This is a genomic window from Corynebacterium nasorum (assembly GCF_022345765.1).
Taxonomy (GTDB): domain Bacteria; phylum Actinomycetota; class Actinomycetes; order Mycobacteriales; family Mycobacteriaceae; genus Corynebacterium; species Corynebacterium kefirresidentii.
In genome coordinates, this window is the sequence record NZ_JAKRDR010000002.1 from 173,871 (window position 1) to 191,476 (window position 17,606).

The following is a 17,606-nucleotide window of genomic DNA, read 5'->3' on the forward strand; positions in this document are numbered from 1 at the left end:
ATTTCATTATCAGCAAGAAAGGCGCAGGAAAGTTGAAGGGTGCCTAAGCCTGTACCCCAGGGGAGGTAACAAAGCGGTATCCCAATCCAGGTTCAGTAAGCAGATATTGGGGATTAGATGGATCTGTTTCCAGTTTGCGGCGCAGCTGCGAGGTATAGATGCGCAGGTAGTGGCTTTGCCCTTCGAAACCCGGGCCCCAAATCTCTGCGAGGAGGTCTTCTTTGCGCACCAAACCGCCGTGGGCACGCAACAGCGTCGTAAGCACGCCCCACTCAGTAGGGGTCAGGTGAAGCGGCTTTCCTGCCTTGGTGATGGAGTGTCGAGGGACGTCGATCAGCACATCGCCCGCCCGCACCATCGTGGCTTCCCGCTGGGCAGATGGATGCTGGGGACTGCCATGCCGCAAAGCCACGCGCACGCGGGCCAAGAGCTCTTCCATAGAAAAGGGTTTGGTCACATAATCATCAGCACCGCGATCTAGGGCCGAGGCACTAAATAGGGGATCGGACCGGGCCGTAAGAATCAGAACGGGAATTGCTGACCACCCTCGAATCCCATCGAGGACCTCCCGCCCATCCATATCCGGCAGACCCATATCCAAAATCACCACATCGGGCTGATGCTGGGAGACCACCTGCAGACCCTCCGCCCCGGTGCTGGCTGAATACACCTCATACCCACGCGCTTTAAAATTAATGCTCAAGGTGGTGAGCAAACGCGGATCATCATCCACAATGACAATCGTGGCCTTCTTATCAGTCATGGCTTTTCTCCTCCCGCAGCGGGAAACTCAGGATAAAGGTCGCTCCTGGAGTGGCCTCTACGGTGATAGTACCGTCCATGGCCTCCACAAATCCGCGTACGACGGAGAGGCCTAAACCCACCCCGTTGTCATTGCTGGTATCGCCCAAGCGCTGAAAAGCTTGGAAAAGCTCCTGCTGCTTTTCTGGTGAAATTCCCGGCCCTTCATCGCTCACACTCAGCTCCACACGTTCATCCTTAACCTGCGCATCAACGTTGACTGGTCCGCTCGGCGCATAGCGCAAAGCGTTATCGAATAGATTCGCCAGCACGCGTTCGAGCAAAACGCTATCCGCGCAACAGGTGCGGCCACGGAGTCCAGAACCAATATGAATGCGACCAAGTTGGTCCTTGCTATGTCCAAAGGCACAGGAAGCAATAGCCCGATTGGCTACCTCATATAACTCCACAGTATCCCGGCGTGCAGTTACCGCTCCTGCACTCAAGCGCGAGTGATCCAATAAGTTGGTCACGAGCAGCGTGAGTTGATCGATGCTAGCTGCGGTTTCCGCCAGCAGTATTTCTTGATCCTCTGGACTGAATTCGATTTCGGAATTCCGCAAAGAGGACACAGCCAGCTTGGCCGTTGCTAGGGGCGTGCGCAGATCGTGGCTCACGCTCGATAGCAGTGCACGACGCAATTCATCAGCGGCAGCAATGGCATCGGCACGTGCGGCTTCAGCCGAAAGCTTGTCGCGGCGCACTATGCCGGCTAAATAGCCTGCCACAACCGCCACCAAAGCACGGTCGCGGGCGGATAACGCTGGGCCTTCCATCACAATCTGGACCGTAGTGTCCTCGCTGGAGACCAACGTTTCTACCTCACGTTTATGAGTCTTTGCGGGGATATGCAGGTGTCTACTTTGCCGGGGCGAGGCCGCCGAAGCGTGCCAGGTAGAGAGTATGTCCCCGGAGGCGTCAAGAAGCACGGCCTTATGGCAGCCGAAGGTCTCTCCTACCTTGCGAAGCACTGCGTCGATGGGAGATACGTCCGCACGGCGGTTGAGGGCTGCGCGGGAAAAGACCGTCAAGAGCTCAGCATCGCGCGTGGCAATGGCCGCATTATGGTGCTCTATTTTGGTGCGCCGCACTTGTAGGCCCACGGCCAGGGCAATGGCTACCATGACCACGAGGATGACAGCGTTAGCCGGCTCAGCAATATCGAAGGTGTACAGGGGTTCGGTAAAGAACCAATTGACCGCCAAGCCCGAGGCAAACGCAATAATTACCGCCGGCCACAGGCCAGCAAGCATGCTCACGAGGAGGATCAGCGCAAAGTAAAAAGCAGAACACGTACCTGTTCCCAATGCCGAGCCGTCGATGCCTTGCAACAGTGCGGTCAAGGCGATGAAAGCGACAGCCGCGCCCACCCAAGACACCGCCCGGCGCGGGAGGGAATGCAATGGTCGCAGCAGTGGTGAAAGAGGCGAGGGTTTATCGGACGGAAGATTAACAATGTGGCAGTCAATCTTGCCCGAATCCCGCAGCACGGCCTCAGCAACGGTGCCGCGCCAGTGCAGGCCTAAGCGACGCCGTGGTGAAACCCCCAGGACCAACTGGGTGGCGTTGACGCTGCGGGCAAAATTAAGCAGCGCTTCTGGCACCGAGTCACCGGTGACCTGATGCAAACGGGCACCCACGTCCTGAGCCAAGGATTGTAATTTGGACAGTTGTTGAGCGGAACCGGCAACGGAAGATCCACCGGATGAAAAGGAATCCCCAAAAATTACGTGGACCACATGTAGCTCGGCTGAGGATTTGGACGCGATGCGGCGCCCGCGGCGAATGAGCAGTTCTGCGTGCGCAACGTTCTGAATGGCCACAACCACCCGTTCCCGCGCCTCCCAGGTATCGGTAATATCCTGCTCAGAACGGTAAGATGCGAGAGCCTCATCAACCTGGTCCGCCAACCACAACAGGGCTAGCTCCCGCAGTGCAGTCAGATTGCCCACCCGAAAATAATTATTCAACGCTGGGGCAATGCGCGCTTCTTTATAGACTTGGCCATCACTCAAGCGGGTGCGCAAGAGCTGCGGGGATACATCCACCAACTCGATCTCGTTCGCCGCACGCACCACCTCGTCCGGCACCGTCTCCTGCGGGGAAATACCGGTGATCTGGTTTATTACGTCATTGAGGCTTTCAATGTGCTGGATGTTCAGGGTAGAAATCACATCGATTCCTGCGGCTAGGAGTTCCTCTACGTCCTCCCAGCGCTTAGCGTGTTCCTCACCGCGCGGATTGGAATGGGCAAATTCATCGACCAGAACGGTTTCCGGCTGGCGCGAGATGATGGCTGCAGTATCGAGTTCTCCGGTGGATAGCCCGGCGGCGTAGCGCCGCGGGATGGTCTCAAGGCCATCACACAGCGCCCGAGTGAATTCGCGCCCATGATCTTCCACGATGCCAATGACCACATCGCGGCCGGCCAGCACAAGGCCGTGCGCCTCGTTGAGCATTGCACAGGTCTTACCAGACCCAGGCGCCGCGCCGAGGTAGATCTTCAAAGCGCCACGCTTGGTGCGCGCCGGAACTTTCTTGTCGTTCATATGGCACTCATCTTATGAGCAGGACGGTGGATTGGGCAGCGCTCGGTTGAGAGTAGTGACGTTGACTGCGTCTTCGCCCAAGAACCCGAGGCTGGCATACTCCGTGTTGTCCTCGATGAGGCTTCGCACTTCTTCGGTGCTCATCCCCTGCTCTCGAGCGACACGTGGAGCCTGTAGTTCAGCGTACGCAGGGCTAATGCCAGAGTCGACACCAGAGCCGGAACCGGTTACCGCATCGGTGGGAACATCTTCTGGAGCGGCGCCTTCACGCTTGGCGATGTCCCCGCGCCGCTCCTGCACGGCTTTTTCTAGCTCGGAGCTACTAGCGCCGTAATTGCTCATGCCTTCGGAACGGGGGAAGAAGTACGGGCCTTCGGTCTGGCCATCTTGGAGCTGGGTCGAGCCAGCTAGGCACTCACCTTGGTAAATGAGGTTGCCCTCGGCGGAGTCCGGCTTGATGCGGGAGATTCCCCACACGGCAGCAGGATAAATCATTCCCAGTGCGATAACGCACAATAGTACGGCTAAGAATCCAGCGGCGAGGTTACGAAAATAGACACGCATTTTTGGTCCTTCTTTTTCTATATACCTGGAAGCAGGTTGACTACCTGGTCAATGAGCCAGATGCCTAGGAATGGGGTGATAACGCCGCCCAGGCCCCAGATGCCCAGGTTACGGCGTAGCAGGGACGAAGCAGAGGCCGGCTTATAGGCCACGCCCTTGAGCGCCAATGGAATAAGAGCAACGATGATGAGCGCGTTGAATACGACTGCAGACACAATGGCGGATTGCGGCGAGTGCAGGTGCATCACGTTGAGGCGCTCAAGGTGCGGAAGCTGGGTAGAAAACAGGGCCGGCAAAATGGCGAAGTACTTCGCTAAGTCATTGGCCAAAGAGAAGGTGGTAAGCGCCCCACGGGTGATAAGCAACTGCTTGCCAATGCGCACGACATCGATAAGCTTGGTCGGATCAGAATCCAAGTCCACCATATTGGCGGCTTCCTTCGCTGCAGAGGTACCCGTGTTCATGGCCACGCCCACGTCCGCCTGCGCCAGCGCTGGTGCATCGTTGGTACCGTCACCGGTCATAGCGACCATGCGGCCATGCGCCTGTTCCTCGCGGATCCTGGCCAGCTTATCTTCCGGGGTGGCCTCCGCGATGTAATCATCTACGCCTGCCTCTTTCGCAATGGCCGCTGCCGTCAACGGGTTATCGCCGGTCACCATGATGGTTTTGATGCCCATCTGGCGCAGTTCGGCGAAGCGCTCCGCCATGCCCGGCTTGACGACGTCGCTGAGCTGCACCACCGCAATAACCCTGCGGGTGCCGTCGGATTCTTCCACAGCAACGGGCAGCGGGGTTCCACCGCCTTCAGCAATCTGGGTCACGGAGTCTGCAATTTCTTGTGGCCAGTCGCCACCTGCTTCAGTTACCCACCGGCGCACAGCATCGCCTGCACCCTTACGCAGCTTTCGGCCTTTGAGATCAAGCCCAGACATGCGGGTAGAAGCGCTAAATGGAATGACCTCGGCGGTCTTTTCTTCCTCTCCTGCTTCGGCAGAAAGGTGGTAGTTTTCGGTCAACCACGACACGATGGAGCGACCCTCTGGGGTCTCATCGGCAACCGAAGCAACGCGGGCTATTTCCGCAGCTTCCTGCTCATCGACACCGCGCGCAACGATAAGCCCGGTAGCCTGCCGGTTGCCATAGGTGATGGTGCCGGTTTTATCCATGAGTAGGGTCGCTACGTCTCCCGCCGCCTCCACCGCTCGTCCGGACGTAGCCAGAACATTGTGGTGCACGAGGCGGTTCATTCCCGCGATTCCTACTGCGGATAGCAGGGCAGCGATGGTGGTTGGGATGAGGCAGACCAACAGGGCCACCAGCGAGAGCGGGGAGAGCTCCGCGCCGGTAAACAACCCCATTGGGGCCAGTGCGGTAACCGCAATGAGGAAGAGGATAGTCAAGGTAGACAGGAGGATGCTCAGCGCGATCTCATTCGGGGTCTTGCGGCGCTCCGCTCCCTCCACCAAGGCAATCATCGTATCGACGAAGGTTGATCCCGGCTCCGAGGTGATCTGTACCAGGATGGAATCAGACAAAACCACGGTACCGCCGGTCACAGCACAGCGATCTCCACCGGCCTCGCGAACCACGGGAGCAGACTCGCCGGTAATGGCAGATTCATCGACGGTTGCCGCGCCTTCAATGACGTCGCCGTCGCCCGGGATAGTCTCTCCGGCCTCCACGCGCACGATAGCGCCCTTGGTGAGCTCAGAAGCGGCAATAACCTCGATGCCGCCATCGGTGACTAGGTTCGCGGTGGCGTCATCGCGCACGGCGCGCAAGCTATCCGCTTGGGCTTTACCGCGGCCTTCGGCATATGCCTCAGCGAACGCGGCGAACGCAATGGTAAACCATAACCATACGGTCACCACCCAGCCATAAACGCTGGGGCTAAAGATGGACCACAGGGTAGTCAGCGCGGCGCCTACCCACACCACGAACATGACGGGGTTGCGGGCTTGGGCGAGCGGGGACATCTTGTGCGGCAACGATTTAAACGCTGCCGCAGCCAACCCACTGTTTTTGGTGGCAGAGCGCTGGGGAGTGCGTTGCTCAGTGGTCATAGTTGGTGTTGTCATGAGAGTGCCTCCGAAATGGGACCCAAGGTAAGAACGGGGAAGAAGGTAAGGGCGGCGACCAACACAATGACGCCGATGGTAAGCAGCGCGAAGGTCACACCGGACGTCGGCAAGCTGCCGGCGGTAGTGGCCTGCCGGCGTTGACCGGCTAGGCTGCCCGCCAAGTACAGGGTGAAGACGATGGGGAGGAAGCGGCCCAGCAGCATGGCGATACCGAGGGTGACTTGCCACCAGGGCTCGGTTACCGTCAGGCCCGCGAAGGCCGAGCCGTTATTATTCGACGCCGAGGTAAAGGCATAGAGCACCTCGGAGAGACCGTGCGCGTTATCCGAGGTTCCCGGCGCGCCGAAGTTGGTCGCGGAAAGCTCCACCAGCTTGCGCTGAGCCACCGATGCGCCCACGCCTACTAGGACGAGGACCGGCATGGTGAGGATGTACAGGCTCACCGCGGAGATTTCCTTGCGGCCGACCTTATTGCCCATAAACTCCGGTGTGCGCCCAACGAGCAGGCCGCCGATAAATACGGCGAGGATTGCTACCATCAGCAGACCGTAGAGACCCGTGCCCACGCCGCCTGGTGCAATTTCGCCCAGGAGCATATTGAGGATCAACAAGCCGCCACCCAATGGTGAGTAGCTATCGTGCATCGAATCGACCGCGCCGGTAGAAGTGCCCGTGGTAGACACCGCAAAGAGTGCGGAAGCGTCAATACCTAGGCGCTGTTCGATGCCCTCCAAGTTGCCGCCCGCAGCGTGAGCTGCCGCACCGGTGGTAGTGTGCTGTGCCCATACCACCAAGGCAACCATAACGGTCCAAATGCCGCCGATGACGCCAAGCAGGGTCCAGGTATGTTTTTGCGATTTCAGCATTACCCCATAGGCACGGATAAAGCAGAAAGAGATAACCAGCAATGAAAAGATTTCCACGAGGTTGGTAAAACCAGTGGGGTTCTCAAAAGGGTGCGCCGAGTTGGCGCCGAAGATGCCACCACCATTGGTTCCCAGCAGCTTAATTGCCTCCTGGCTAGCTACCGGAGCGCGCGGAATATCCACGCCCGCGGAGCTCACCAGGTTGGACCCGAAGGTTTGCATGGTTCCGCCCAAGATGAGGACGAAGGAAATCAGTAAAGAAAGCGGCAAAAGAATGCGCACCAAACCGCGGGTGAGGTCAACCCAGAAATTTCCGATGAGGTGCTGTCCACTCTCAGTGCCCAACTTGTCACGGCTATATCCCAAGTGACCGATACCGCGAATGAGCGCAACCGCCACACACATGCCGACAGCCGCGGAGGCGAAGTTCTGGACGGTCAGGCCAAGCATCTGCGCACCATTGCTCAGGGTTTCTTCGCCTGAATAGGACTGCCAGTTGGTATTGGACACGAATGACGCCGCCGTATTGAACGCCATCCACGGTTCCACCGCTGCAGAGCGGGAATTGCCAAAGCTAGGCAAAACGGTTTGTAGGCGCTGCACCGCGTAAAGAACGAGTACGGATGCCAAGCTGAAACCAAGCAATGCACGGCTGTAATTCTTGCTGTTATGCCCACGGTTTGGGTCAACGCGCAGGACCTTATACACCGCACGCTCTACCGCCCAGTCCTTGTCAGAGGTGTAGCTGCGTGCGATCCAGTTGCCCAAAGGAACATATGCCGCCGCGAGCAAGACGACGAGGGCGAGGAACTGCGGTAACACCGCCCCAATGCCGGCGATCATGCGAAACGCTCCGGATCAACTAAGGAAATGATGAGGTAGGTCACCAACGCCACAACAATGACGAGGCCAATGACCGCTGTAATGGTGTTCATGGTTATGCATCACCGTCCAGAAGCTCGTTGAGGACGGAGGGACAGCCAACCGTCAGGATGGCTATCAGGATTGCCACGATGTCTAACATGTGGGAAACCCCCTTGTGCGAGTGAAACTTTCCTGTGCCTGACAGGTATGCCTGCCAGGTGCCGGTACCAAGGCAGCACCTGCTACGCACAAACGTTAGGACCACACCCCCGCTGCCCTAGGCAATCTTTGCGCTATCTTTACGCCTCCCGCTCGCAATTTTTATATTTCCTTTACACCCCTTGTGCGCCACCTTTTCTTCAGGCCGGGAAGCGCCCTTTATCCACAACGAAGGCCCGCCGACAGCGCATCGGCGGGCCTTCTCCCCATGACTAATCTCTCGGTACCCAAGGAGGGAATGGAGCGCACCCTCCTACAAGCACCGCCCGTGATTAGGCAAGCCTAAGTTTATAAACCTTTCGTAGGATGGTCAAGGGTTTGCCCATAAATTTCTTAACTCCTGACAAAAACACAGTTAACCTGCAATAACGAGTACAATCCGGAACCATGGCTGAGTTGAAATCCACTATTTCCGAACAACTCCGCAAATTCTGGCGTGCCAGCGAGAAGGAATTGACCGATTCCCCGCGTCGCGGTGTCGCCTCCCCTGCCGAAGCCACGGCACTGCGCGAGGAGGTCGCGGCCGAGATTGCGGACCTCATCAAAGCACAAAAGGTCAAAACCAGCCCCGGCGATACCGCCCTCGACGCCGATGCGGCCGCCACCCTCCCGCTAGGCGCACGCATGAAGCCACGTGGGATCTTCGAAGATGACTGGGGCGCACGTCCTACCGCACAACGCCCCTGGCCGGTCATCCTCATCCACGGCACCTGCGATACCAAGGGCGTATGGCAAATCCTCGGCAATGAGCTGCGCCAAGACGGCTGGGCGGTCTTCGCCCCTGACTACGGCCGCCGCGCCACCCAACCCCTTGCAGAATCCGCCGAGCAACTCGATGCCTATATCCGCACCGTGCGCATGGTCACCGGCGCGAACAAGGTCATCCTCATCGGCCACTCGCAGGGCGGGCTCCTCGCCCGCTATTGGATGCGCATGATTGGCGGCGCCGAGCATGTCCTCCACCTGATGTGCATCAGCGCGCCAAACCACGGAACTACCTACGGCGGTATCGTCAGCCGCCTCATTCGCACCCCGCGCCAAGAGGCGGTAATGCGCTCCGTCATCGATGGCTGGTTTGGGCCGGCGGGAATGGACCAAATTGTCGGCAGCGAAGCGCTACGCGAGGCCAATCGCGATGGCGACTTGGAATCTGGCGTGAGCTATACCTGCATTGCCACACGGTCTGATGCCGTCGTGGTCCCACCCGAAACCTGCTTCCTTGATCCCCGCGGCGTCGCAGAGGGCACCGTGCGAAATATTTATGTCCAAGACTTCGACCGCCGAGCAGTGGTCATGCACGAGGATATGCCCATGGATAAGCGCGTCCATGCCATCGTGCGCACCATCTTGGAATTAGTAGAGACTATCCCCCGCTAGTTAGAGCTCCAGCTCATCAAGGACCGCGTCAAAGGCTGGGCCCACCTGCGTGCGCCACAGCGTATCCACCTTCTGATCACCCCGGCCGGGGCCGCCATTGATGACGGCTACGCGCTTGCCCTGCTTCTTTGCCTCCAGCACAAAGCGATACCCACTCATCACCGCAAGAGAGGACCCAGCCACCAGCAGCGAGCGCGCCTGTCCCAACACGGCAAAGGCGGCATCGCGGCGCTCAGCCGGCACGGGTTCGCCAAAGTAGACGACGTCTGGTTTCAATAATTCCGATCCACAGCTCTCGCATCCGGCCATGCGAAACGCTGCCACGGCGGCCTCATCCAGGGTCACGTCACCATCCGGATTCACTTGGTCCGCCTCCACCACTAGGCGCTCCAAGTACCCCGGATTTGCTGCGGCCAAACGCGCATCGAAATGCGTCCGCGCCTCCCGATATCCGCACATCAGACACACGACGGTTTCCATATCGCCATGCAGCGCCACCAAGTTCGCGGTCCCGGCCTGTTTATGCAGGCCGTCCACATTCTGAGTAACCACGCCATTAATCAGCCCGGCGCGCTCCAGTTCCACCAGCGCATAATGCGTACGATTCGGCGCCGCAGCATCCATGACTCGCCACCCCACAAAACTGCGGGCCCAATACCTATGGCTCGCGGCCGGGTCGTGGCGAAATTCCTGATAGGTCATCGGACGGTGCCTACTCAGCGAGCCACGCGGCCCCCGATAATCTGGCACCCCTGAGTCCGTAGAAACCCCGGCCCCCGTTAGCACCATCACTGGGCCCTCGCGCAGCTGCTTGACGACGTCCCCTAAAGCCCTCCCCGGCTCCGTATGCGGCGCCGATTCCTCTACCACTCGGGCGATCGAGCGCAGCGCGGACTGGTGGGCAAGGGAGACGGCTGGATCCATTCTCCCGATGCTAGCTTTCGGGCAAGTGCTCTACGTATAGCCACTCCGAATCCAGCTCCCCGTGGCGCGAGCACTTGGTATGCCAGCCATCGGGGCGCACCTGGGCCACCATGCGCCGGCCACAAATTTGGCAATAGCGCGGCACATCGAGGCCAGCTGCGGCTGCAGGGTGCAGCGTAAAGACCTCCTCAATCGGTTTGCCGGTATTCGGATGGAAAATCGGCTCTTCCCCGGAAAGGACGGCAGCGGCCAAATCGGAAGTCGGCTCGGATAAACCAGCCACTACAGGGCCTTAATCGGCAGATCGATGCGGTTCAACATGTCCACATCCTTTTCAATCTGCTGGCCCAGGGTGGTCAGGTAGTTGCCGGCAATGATGGCGTTGATGCCGCCGAGCAGGCCGCGCTCCGTGCCGTCGTCGCCAAGCGAAAGCTCGCGGCCACCGGCAAAGCGCAAGGTGGTAGACGGCATAGCCAAGCGGAATGCCGCCACGGCGCGCAGGCCTTCACCCAGCGGAACCAGCGGGCGATCCGCAAAGGGGGTGCCCGGGCGCGGATCCAGGAAGTTCATCGGCACCTCGCAGGGATCAATTTCTGCCAGCTGCGCAGCGAACTCGGCGCGCTGTTCCAAGGACTCGCCCATGCCGATGATGCCGCCGCAGCAGACCTCCATGCCTACCTCGCGCACATAGTCAAGGGTCTGCTTGCGTTCCTCCCAGGTGTGGGTGGTGACCACATTGGGGAAGAAGGAACGGGACGTCTCCAGGTTGTGGTTATAACGCTGCGCGCCCATGTCCTTTAGGCGCTGCGCCTGCTCGCGGGTCAGGGTGCCCAGGGAGCAGGAAATCTCGATATCGACGGCGTCATTAATCGCTGCAATCGCCTCGCCTACCTGGTCCAGCAAGCGATCATCCGGGGACTTCACCGCAGCGACGATGCAGAACTCAGTAGCACCGGTCTTGGCGGTCTTCTGCGCTGCCTCCACCAACTCCGGGATGTTGAGGCGCACGGCGCGCACTGGGGACTCGAAGAGGCCAGACTGAGAACAGAAGTGGCAATCTTCTGGGCAGCCGCCAGTTTTAATGGAGATAATGCCTTCCACCGATACGTCTGGACCACACCACTTCAGGCGGGTCTGGTGGGCGATATCGGCGATTTCCTCCAATTGGGAATCCGGAACCTGTAGTACTTGCAGCAGTTCTTCCTGGTTGAGGCCTTTGCCTTGCTCCAGTGCTTTTTCGCGGGCGATGTCAATAATGCTCATAGTGTGAACCATACTTGAACAGCGTTCAGCTTTGGTTAAAATCACATAAAATTTTTCCCAGCGTTAGGCTCGATAGCATGACGCTTTATGATGACACCCTCTCCCTCCTCCAAGAACTTATCCGCAATGCCTGCGTAAACGACCTCACGCCGGACTCCGGTCACGAGGTACGCAATGCGGATAGTTTAGAAAAATTCTTCGCGGGCGAAGACGTGCAGATTGAGCGCTTCGAGTCCCACCCAGGCCGCGTTTCCATCGTCGTGACCGTCCCCGGCGATCCGGACAAAGAACCGCTCACCCTCATGGGGCATACAGACGTCGTCCCCGTCGACGAACCTAAATGGACCAAGCCTCCCTTCGAGGCGCTCATCGAGGACGGCAAGCTCTACGGCCGCGGTTCCGTAGACATGCTATTTATTACCGCCACCATGGCCGCCGTCACGCGCGAGGTCGCCCGCACCGGCAATACGGGCGGCACCCTTGCCTTCGTCGGCATGGCCGATGAAGAGGCCCGCGGCGGTCTCGGCGTGCGCTTTATGTCCGAAAACCACCCCGATGCCTTTTCCTGGAAGAACTGCTTATCTGAAACTGGCGGTAGCCACCTGCCCGGCGCGGTGGGCTTCAACGTGGGCGAAAAGGGCGCCGGCCAGCGCCGCCTGCATGTGCACGGCGATGCCGGCCATGGCTCTACCCCTTATGGCAAGGACTTTGCCATCGTAAAGATCGGTGAGGTGGCCCGCCGCATCGCCGCCGCCGAACCGCCCACGGCCTCCAATGAAATCTGGGAGGGCTTTGTGCGCACCTTCAAGTTTGACCCCCAGACCGAGCAGGAGCTTATCGACGGCACCGGTGACTACTCCAAGTTCGGCAACCTCGACGCCTACGCGCATGCCTTTAGCCATACCACCATCGCCGAGACCGTCCTGCGCGCCGGCGGCGCCATCAACGTGCTGCCTTCACATGCCTACCTGGAAATGGACGTGCGCCCCTTCCCCGGCCAGACCCAGGAGGATCTGGATGACTTCCTGCGCAGCGCGCTTGGAGACATGGCCGATGAGGTAGAAATCGAACACCTCATTACTGAAGATGCCACGCAATCTTCCACCGATACCGAGCTGTGGCGCGCCATTGAGGCCACCTCCAAGGAATTCTTCCCCGATAAAGACGTCGTCCCAGTTCACGCCACCGGCGGCTCGGATCTGCGCTTTGCTCGGCGCAAGGGTGGCAACGCCTATGGCTTTGCCATGCACGCCGAGGGCCGCGATATGGCTAGCGCCAATTCGCAGCTGCACAGCCACGACGAGCACCTCTACTTGGAGGACCTCGAGCTCACTGTGCGCGCTTACCGCAGCCTGGTCAATCGCTTCCTAGGCCTGTCACAGGCTTAACAAGTGTGGCAAGATGTCTGGCATGAGCTTTGCACGTAAGTCCGCGCTGCTATCTGCAGCTACCGCCCTGACCGTAACCCTCGCCGCCCCTGCCGCTGCCCATGCCGACGCCGTTGACAACCTCCTAGCCAAGATGCCTGCCGGCCAGATTTCCTGCTCCCAGGCGAAGCAATACTGGACCAACTCCGCTGACTACAACCAGAAGAAGTCCCAGGCCCTCGCCGTTGCCACCGTGCACCCACGCGGCAACGAGGTTCGCGACGCCATCGGCCGCATGGACGAGGCTATTGCCCGCTGCGGCCTAAACGGCACTACTGGCCAGGGCAAGCCGGTCAACACTGGCGGCCAGCGCGGCAATGCTCCCGCACCAAAGCCGGCTCCGGCTCCGTCCCCAGCGGCAGCCAAGAACACCAAGGTCATCGAGCTGGGCACCATCCCTGGCCAGCCGACTGTCGACGTCCCGTTCTTGGGCCAGACCTTCCGCATCCCGGACGCGGCCAAGATTGCCCAGAACGCTATATCCCAGTTCCAGCTGCCGCAGATTCCGCAAATCCAGCAGCTACAGCAGCTGTCTTCTTTCTAGCGGTCTAGCTGAAAATAGATCCCGGCATGCGCGCTGCAGCCGGGATTAAATTTATGCCCGCAGTGGGGACACGCAGGCGCGGCGGAATAAGCGTGGTAGTTCATCTCGGTGCGGCAGGCGCCGCAGAGGACTGAGGGGGCGTCGGCAAGCATGGGCCCAAACTCATGGTCAGTGAGTTCGGCGTGGCACAACGCGCAAGCAAAATACTTCCCGCAGGTGGCGCACTTATTGGCCACCACGTCCAACGGGGAATGCCAATGCTTGCACCGGCCTTCCGCATCAATCGCGCCGTGAATCTTCATGGCCGTCAGCATACGCGCCACCCTGTTGCCACTGCTGCTTCTTTTCTTCAGACTTTTTGGCATTGCGCACTGCCTGAATGCCCACCACGATGGCAATGATGATCGGCACCCACACCTTGCTGTAGTCCATTAAGAATACGAGCCAATCGGGCAGGTCTATGTCAATATTAAGGTCGATATTTGGCACGGGCAGCTCAATCTGCGGCAACTCCGGAACCGGGAGCGCGATATCCGGCAGGTCGATATCCGGCAGCTCCCAATCCGGCAATAACCGAGACAAGATGCGGCTAATGATCGGACCAAGCACGATCACGCCAATGGCCCAGCCGGACTTTCCCAAGCCGCCCAGGAGCGGATACAACACCCGCTTAAAGGAGCTTTCCTCCATGGCCGTGCGGCGCTTTTCTCCTAGTGAGTCGGCCGGTGGATCGAGGGCAACTGCCTCCTCACCATTGCGGTAGTAGACGTCTAAAAGCTCGCCAAAGGGAGAGGCTTGGATATCCAGATAAGGTTTGCTGCGCGAGGCGGAGTTCTCAAAAAGGGTGAGGTCTTTTTCAATCTTCTTCTTAAGCGAATACCGGCCCGCACGGGGCCGATCGTGGCGGCTACGTACCTCCCCGTTGACCACAATCTGCAGGCGCGGGCTGGGATTCTTCCGCCACAGCTGTAGACGCTGCAACGGCGAAGCATCGCCCGGTACCGGGGTATAGTCCTTCGCCTTCTTCGGCCACTCACCTAGCTCAGCGAACTCGGCATCGTATCCGCGCTGCACCTCAATAGTGCCCACCTCGGGGTGCTCTAGGCGCCAGGTCTCCATTAGCTCTTCCCCGCCTTGGAGCCCACCACGGCACCTAGCTTGCTCGCAGCCCATGCCAAGAAAACAAACACTGGGAGGTAAATCCACGTTCCCTCATTGAAATACAGGGACATGGCGGCAAAATAGGCCAGCCCAGCCACACAGAAGATGGTCCAGGAGGCGCGGAAAGTGGCGCCGTCGACAAGAGCAATGATCACCGTCAGCACGGCCATGAGGATGAGCAGGATAAGGCCGGAAACAAGGTGGTAGATAGCGGGCGGCAGGACAACGAAGACCGCGACCATGGCGATGGGCGCCCACCATTGCCACCAGACGCGGCTGGGCTCGTCTTTCGTTTCCGCTTCTTCTAGCTCCTCAAACACGCACCCAACCTATCACAGGACTTGGCAGAACTTATGGGGGAGAAATCCTCCCTATGTCCGGCTTAATCCTCCCCGCGGAGGATACCGCGCTGAGCAGGGCATACCTAGCGTTGAGTACATGAAAAGCACACCACTCATCCTCGCGGCGGGCGTGATATTTGGTGCCATCTACGGCACCAATGCACTCCTGCCAGACTTTTATGACAACCCTACGTCTGAAGTGCAGGCCGGCCAGGCCCGCATCCCCGGACTGTCCTGCACGGAAGAAGATGGTTCCACCGGCAGTGAGCCGCGCTGGGACTGTGACGGCACCCAGATCCGCGCTAAAGAAGTCGGCGTACAGGACAAAGACCAAGCCACCCGCCGGTACCTCCGGGCAATGGGGGAAGGTACGGCCATGCCGGAAGGAGACATCGACCGCGACGGGGATAAGCGCACGCTTAGCGATGGCGACCTCGTAGCCATCAGCATTGAGGGCGATGGCCCCACCACGTTCCTCTCCTTGCACGGACCGCGCGCTGCAGAACTTGCCCAGGAGGTAGAAAAGGCATGAAGAATCTGTACTGGCTATCTATCGCTTTCGGCCTGGTAGTTTCCGGCTTTTTCTTTGTTGATCGCCGGTTTACCGAGGTGGGGCTCATCGGTGCGCTCATCTGCGCTGGCCTGACACTCGGTCTGGGACTCTGGTGGTTTAGGCCGCGGCCGATGTGGCAGGGCATCCTATGGGGTGCGCTCGCCCAGCCGGTGGTGGTGAGCCTCAACGATCAGATGGTGGGGATCTCGGACAAGCTGGGGCTCACCCACCTAGACGCGGCCTTCTACTCGCCGCTTCCGGAAGAAACCATCAAGCTCCTCGGCGTTGTCATTATTGTTGCAGCCTTTAAGAACGTGCGGCATCCCTACCAAGCCGCCGCGATCGGAATGGCGGTAGGCCTTGGCTTTGATGTCATGGAAAATATTCCATTCATCCTGAGCGCGACCATCACTAACCTGGATGGCGATCTCTGGGGCGCCATTATTACCGGTACCGGGCGAATCCTCACTGGTGCCTTTAGCCATGCACTGTATACGGGGGTTGCGGCGTGGGGCGTCGGCAAGCTCTACGCGGGGGCACGCCACGGATACTGGCAGGTGGCCGGATTCTGGCTGGCCGCTATCGCCCTGCATACCCTGTTCAATGCCTCGCTGATCATTACGGGTGATTGGCCGGTGACCTTTTTCCTTACCGCTCTCATTACGTGGACACTGATTATCTGGGGCCTGCGTTTCATACGCAAGCAAGAGAAGAAATATGCGGCACAAAAAAGCGAAACTACTCTACCCACCAAGGATCCAGAATATAGCTCTTGAGCTGTGTAAATACGAAGGAAGGGGCTCGTGTCCGAGGGGTGTTATAAGGTGTAATTCGTACACAGGTTCACACGATAATTTAGGTACGATGCGCCATGGAAGAACCCTACTTTTCCACGACCAATACCACCGACCCCACCACACGCTTAGCCTTTGAGATGCGAAAGGCGGAATACGAGTTCTGGGTGAACCAAGTCCCAGAACTCGATTCTGATTTCGAATTAGTCACCAACTCCCTCTACCGCACCACCGGCGTCAATGAAGGCCGGATTGGCCATATCCTCATGGCACTGCACCGCTTGGAGGAGCTGCCCAAGCTCCAAGCGCTGCAGCACCGCCTCTATCACTTAGACCTCGACCGGATTATTGCCATCAATAAGTCCCTCAACCGCTTGGGCAATCCGACGCCAGAGGTGGTGGCGCGCATCGATGAGCAGCTCACTGCCTACCTCACCCCTACCCGGCCGAACCAGACCATGCGTACGCAAGCACAGATCAAGCGCAAGCTCAACGAGCTCATCAACCTCGCCGATGACACATTGGCCGTCACCCAGGGCCCTACCCAGCCGCGCTACACCATGGAAAACTGGGGCGATAACACCTCGGCGGTGACTTTGAGTGCGGACCCGGCGGTTATCGCGAGCGTCGATAAGTGCATCCGGCAGACCGCGCTAGAGCTAGATTGCTCGCTTGCCGACGCCGCCGTTGCACTCCTCACCGGCCGCACCCAAGCCCCCGAAATCATCCTCAACGCCTATAAAGCCACCGACGTACCCAATTCCCCGGCCTTTATTGAATCCGTGGGCTGGCTCGACCCGGCGCGCTCGAATGCGCTGCCCTACACCAAAATCCGGGCGATGGACCCTAACCACGAGGTCAAGGGCTACGTCACCCCGGCGGCCATGGCTGCGTACTTAGAAGGATTTGACGGCACCTGCCGTTATCCCGGCTGCAATCGCCCGGCCACGGCCTGCCAGAAGGATCACCGCATCAATCATGCGGATGGCGGTCCGACTACTCCGGCTAACTTAGCCTGCCTCTGCCAGCACCATCACAATGTGAAGACCGATGGTCGTGCTTTCTACGTCATGGACCCACATACGCGCGACATCATCTGGCTTTTCGAGGATGGAACCTGGACCGCCACGGAGCCCTCCGGGCCACTAGCGCCTAAGAACAAGAATTGGGTGCAGACCTTTGCTCAAACCATGACCGCCCACCGCGCCCGAGCATATGAAGAGGCCCAAGAACTCATGCGCCAGCAGAAAACCACCCCTAGGGAGGAGGAATAAT

At 59.2% G+C, this 17,606-nt stretch carries 18 protein-coding genes; 6 read left to right on the forward strand and 12 right to left on the reverse strand.

Annotated features, from left to right (window positions below; translation table 11 throughout):
* Positions 1–43: 43 nt before the first annotated feature.
* Genes MHK04_RS02745 through kdpF form a run of 6 tightly spaced genes read right to left on the reverse strand, consistent with a single transcriptional unit; the run spans position 44 to position 7,799 of the window.
* Positions 44–763 (reverse strand): response regulator, encoded by a 720-nt coding sequence (locus MHK04_RS02745; protein ID WP_239207768.1) that lies wholly within the window; start codon positions 761–763, stop codon positions 44–46.
* A complete protein-coding gene (locus MHK04_RS02750; protein WP_239207767.1) occupies positions 756–3,350 on the reverse strand; it encodes an ATP-binding protein in 2,595 nt (864 codons plus the stop codon). Before MHK04_RS02750 ends, MHK04_RS02745 begins: the two co-directional genes overlap by 8 nt.
* Before the next feature lie 12 nt (positions 3,351–3,362).
* Positions 3,363–3,914: a potassium-transporting ATPase subunit C gene (locus MHK04_RS02755; RefSeq protein ID WP_239207766.1), complete on the reverse strand. Its 552-nt coding sequence runs from the start codon at positions 3,912–3,914 to the stop codon at positions 3,363–3,365.
* A 17-nt stretch (positions 3,915–3,931) separates the two neighbouring features.
* Positions 3,932–5,995, reverse strand: coding sequence for a potassium-transporting ATPase subunit KdpB (gene kdpB / locus MHK04_RS02760; RefSeq protein WP_239207765.1), 2,064 nt, complete (start codon positions 5,993–5,995; stop codon positions 3,932–3,934).
* Positions 5,992–7,707 (reverse strand): potassium-transporting ATPase subunit KdpA, encoded by a 1,716-nt coding sequence (kdpA, locus tag MHK04_RS02765; protein WP_239207764.1) that lies wholly within the window; start codon positions 7,705–7,707, stop codon positions 5,992–5,994. The genes kdpB and kdpA overlap by 4 nt, the downstream gene beginning before the upstream one ends.
* The gene (gene kdpF / locus MHK04_RS02770) at positions 7,704–7,799 is read right to left on the reverse strand and encodes a K(+)-transporting ATPase subunit F (RefSeq protein ID WP_005328272.1); all 96 of its coding nucleotides are present in this window, start codon (positions 7,797–7,799) and stop codon (positions 7,704–7,706) included. Before kdpF ends, kdpA begins: the two co-directional genes overlap by 4 nt.
* A 535-nt stretch (positions 7,800–8,334) precedes the next feature.
* On the opposite strand from kdpF, the gene MHK04_RS02775 reads away from it, so the two are divergent.
* Positions 8,335–9,324 (forward strand): lipase family alpha/beta hydrolase, encoded by a 990-nt coding sequence (locus tag MHK04_RS02775; protein WP_200288427.1) that lies wholly within the window; start codon positions 8,335–8,337, stop codon positions 9,322–9,324.
* Here the strand turns inward: MHK04_RS02775 and MHK04_RS02780 are convergent, their stop codons facing one another.
* The 3 genes from MHK04_RS02780 to bioB are packed head-to-tail and all read right to left on the reverse strand — an operon-like array spanning position 9,325 to position 11,511.
* Positions 9,325–10,248, reverse strand: coding sequence for a Sir2 family NAD-dependent protein deacetylase (locus MHK04_RS02780; RefSeq protein ID WP_200288428.1), 924 nt, complete (start codon positions 10,246–10,248; stop codon positions 9,325–9,327).
* Positions 10,249–10,258: 10 nt separating this feature from the next.
* Complete coding sequence (gene bsaP / locus MHK04_RS02785; protein WP_200288429.1) at positions 10,259–10,531, reverse strand: biotin synthase auxiliary protein BsaP; 273 nt, start codon at positions 10,529–10,531, stop codon at positions 10,259–10,261.
* Entirely contained in the window at positions 10,531–11,511 is a 981-nt protein-coding gene (gene bioB, locus MHK04_RS02790) for a biotin synthase BioB (RefSeq protein WP_034655643.1), read from the reverse strand. Before bioB ends, bsaP begins: the two co-directional genes overlap by 1 nt.
* A gap of 77 nt (positions 11,512–11,588) precedes the next feature.
* Here bioB and MHK04_RS02795 point away from each other — a divergent pair, with 77 nt between their 5' ends.
* Both MHK04_RS02795 and MHK04_RS02800 read left to right on the forward strand, forming a co-directional pair.
* Positions 11,589–12,899 carry a M20/M25/M40 family metallo-hydrolase gene (locus tag MHK04_RS02795; RefSeq protein WP_086589014.1) on the forward strand — a complete coding sequence of 437 codons (1,311 nt, stop codon included), beginning with the start codon at positions 11,589–11,591 and terminating at the stop codon, positions 12,897–12,899.
* A 22-nt stretch (positions 12,900–12,921) separates the two neighbouring features.
* Positions 12,922–13,482, forward strand: coding sequence for a hypothetical protein (locus MHK04_RS02800; RefSeq protein ID WP_239207763.1), 561 nt, complete (start codon positions 12,922–12,924; stop codon positions 13,480–13,482).
* Here the strand turns inward: MHK04_RS02800 and MHK04_RS02805 are convergent.
* From MHK04_RS02805 to MHK04_RS02815, 3 genes are read right to left on the reverse strand one after another with little or no spacing between them, the layout of a single operon-like run.
* A complete protein-coding gene (locus MHK04_RS02805; protein WP_049378600.1) occupies positions 13,479–13,784 on the reverse strand; it encodes a CHY zinc finger protein in 306 nt (101 codons plus the stop codon). The two genes, MHK04_RS02800 and MHK04_RS02805, sit on opposite strands and share 4 nt — an antisense overlap.
* Positions 13,762–14,601, reverse strand: coding sequence for a hypothetical protein (locus tag MHK04_RS02810; protein WP_239207762.1), 840 nt, complete (start codon positions 14,599–14,601; stop codon positions 13,762–13,764). The genes MHK04_RS02805 and MHK04_RS02810 overlap by 23 nt, the downstream gene beginning before the upstream one ends.
* Entirely contained in the window at positions 14,601–14,963 is a 363-nt protein-coding gene (locus tag MHK04_RS02815; RefSeq protein WP_239207761.1) for a heme transporter, read from the reverse strand. The genes MHK04_RS02810 and MHK04_RS02815 overlap by 1 nt, the downstream gene beginning before the upstream one ends.
* A gap of 118 nt (positions 14,964–15,081) precedes the next feature.
* Here MHK04_RS02815 and MHK04_RS02820 point away from each other — a divergent pair, with 118 nt between their 5' ends.
* The 3 genes from MHK04_RS02820 to MHK04_RS02830 all read left to right on the forward strand — a co-directional run bounded on the left by MHK04_RS02820 (position 15,082) and on the right by MHK04_RS02830 (position 17,605).
* Positions 15,082–15,516: a hypothetical protein gene (locus MHK04_RS02820; RefSeq protein ID WP_239207760.1), complete on the forward strand. Its 435-nt coding sequence runs from the start codon at positions 15,082–15,084 to the stop codon at positions 15,514–15,516.
* On the forward strand, positions 15,513–16,313 hold the full coding sequence (locus MHK04_RS02825) for a PrsW family intramembrane metalloprotease (protein WP_239207759.1): 801 nt from the start codon (positions 15,513–15,515) through the stop codon (positions 16,311–16,313). The genes MHK04_RS02820 and MHK04_RS02825 overlap by 4 nt, the downstream gene beginning before the upstream one ends.
* Positions 16,314–16,408: 95 nt before the next feature.
* A complete protein-coding gene (locus MHK04_RS02830; protein ID WP_239207758.1) occupies positions 16,409–17,605 on the forward strand; it encodes an HNH endonuclease signature motif containing protein in 1,197 nt (398 codons plus the stop codon).
* The last annotated feature ends 1 nt before the right edge of the window (position 17,606 follow it).

What these genes read in the sequence shown, in the direction of transcription:
- bioB (WP_034655643.1), bottom strand. Translation starts at nt 11,511, where the DNA reads ATGAGCATTATTGACATCGCCCGCGAAAAAGCACTGGAGCAAGGCAAA.
- kdpB (WP_239207765.1), bottom strand. Translation starts at nt 5,995, where the DNA reads ATGACAACACCAACTATGACCACTGAGCAACGCACTCCCCAGCGCTCT.
- MHK04_RS02825 (WP_239207759.1), top strand. Translation starts at nt 15,513, where the DNA reads ATGAAGAATCTGTACTGGCTATCTATCGCTTTCGGCCTGGTAGTTTCC.
- kdpF (WP_005328272.1), bottom strand. Translation starts at nt 7,799, where the DNA reads ATGAACACCATTACAGCGGTCATTGGCCTCGTCATTGTTGTGGCGTTG.
- MHK04_RS02755 (WP_239207766.1), bottom strand. Translation starts at nt 3,914, where the DNA reads ATGCGTGTCTATTTTCGTAACCTCGCCGCTGGATTCTTAGCCGTACTA.
- MHK04_RS02780 (WP_200288428.1), bottom strand. Translation starts at nt 10,248, where the DNA reads ATGGATCCAGCCGTCTCCCTTGCCCACCAGTCCGCGCTGCGCTCGATC.
- MHK04_RS02820 (WP_239207760.1), top strand. Translation starts at nt 15,082, where the DNA reads ATGAAAAGCACACCACTCATCCTCGCGGCGGGCGTGATATTTGGTGCC.
- MHK04_RS02800 (WP_239207763.1), top strand. Translation starts at nt 12,922, where the DNA reads ATGAGCTTTGCACGTAAGTCCGCGCTGCTATCTGCAGCTACCGCCCTG.
- MHK04_RS02750 (WP_239207767.1), bottom strand. Translation starts at nt 3,350, where the DNA reads ATGAACGACAAGAAAGTTCCGGCGCGCACCAAGCGTGGCGCTTTGAAG.
- MHK04_RS02830 (WP_239207758.1), top strand. Translation starts at nt 16,409, where the DNA reads ATGGAAGAACCCTACTTTTCCACGACCAATACCACCGACCCCACCACA.
- MHK04_RS02745 (WP_239207768.1), bottom strand. Translation starts at nt 763, where the DNA reads ATGACTGATAAGAAGGCCACGATTGTCATTGTGGATGATGATCCGCGT.
- kdpA (WP_239207764.1), bottom strand. Translation starts at nt 7,707, where the DNA reads ATGATCGCCGGCATTGGGGCGGTGTTACCGCAGTTCCTCGCCCTCGTC.
- MHK04_RS02775 (WP_200288427.1), top strand. Translation starts at nt 8,335, where the DNA reads ATGGCTGAGTTGAAATCCACTATTTCCGAACAACTCCGCAAATTCTGG.
- MHK04_RS02810 (WP_239207762.1), bottom strand. Translation starts at nt 14,601, where the DNA reads ATGGAGACCTGGCGCCTAGAGCACCCCGAGGTGGGCACTATTGAGGTG.
- MHK04_RS02805 (WP_049378600.1), bottom strand. Translation starts at nt 13,784, where the DNA reads ATGAAGATTCACGGCGCGATTGATGCGGAAGGCCGGTGCAAGCATTGG.
- MHK04_RS02795 (WP_086589014.1), top strand. Translation starts at nt 11,589, where the DNA reads ATGACGCTTTATGATGACACCCTCTCCCTCCTCCAAGAACTTATCCGC.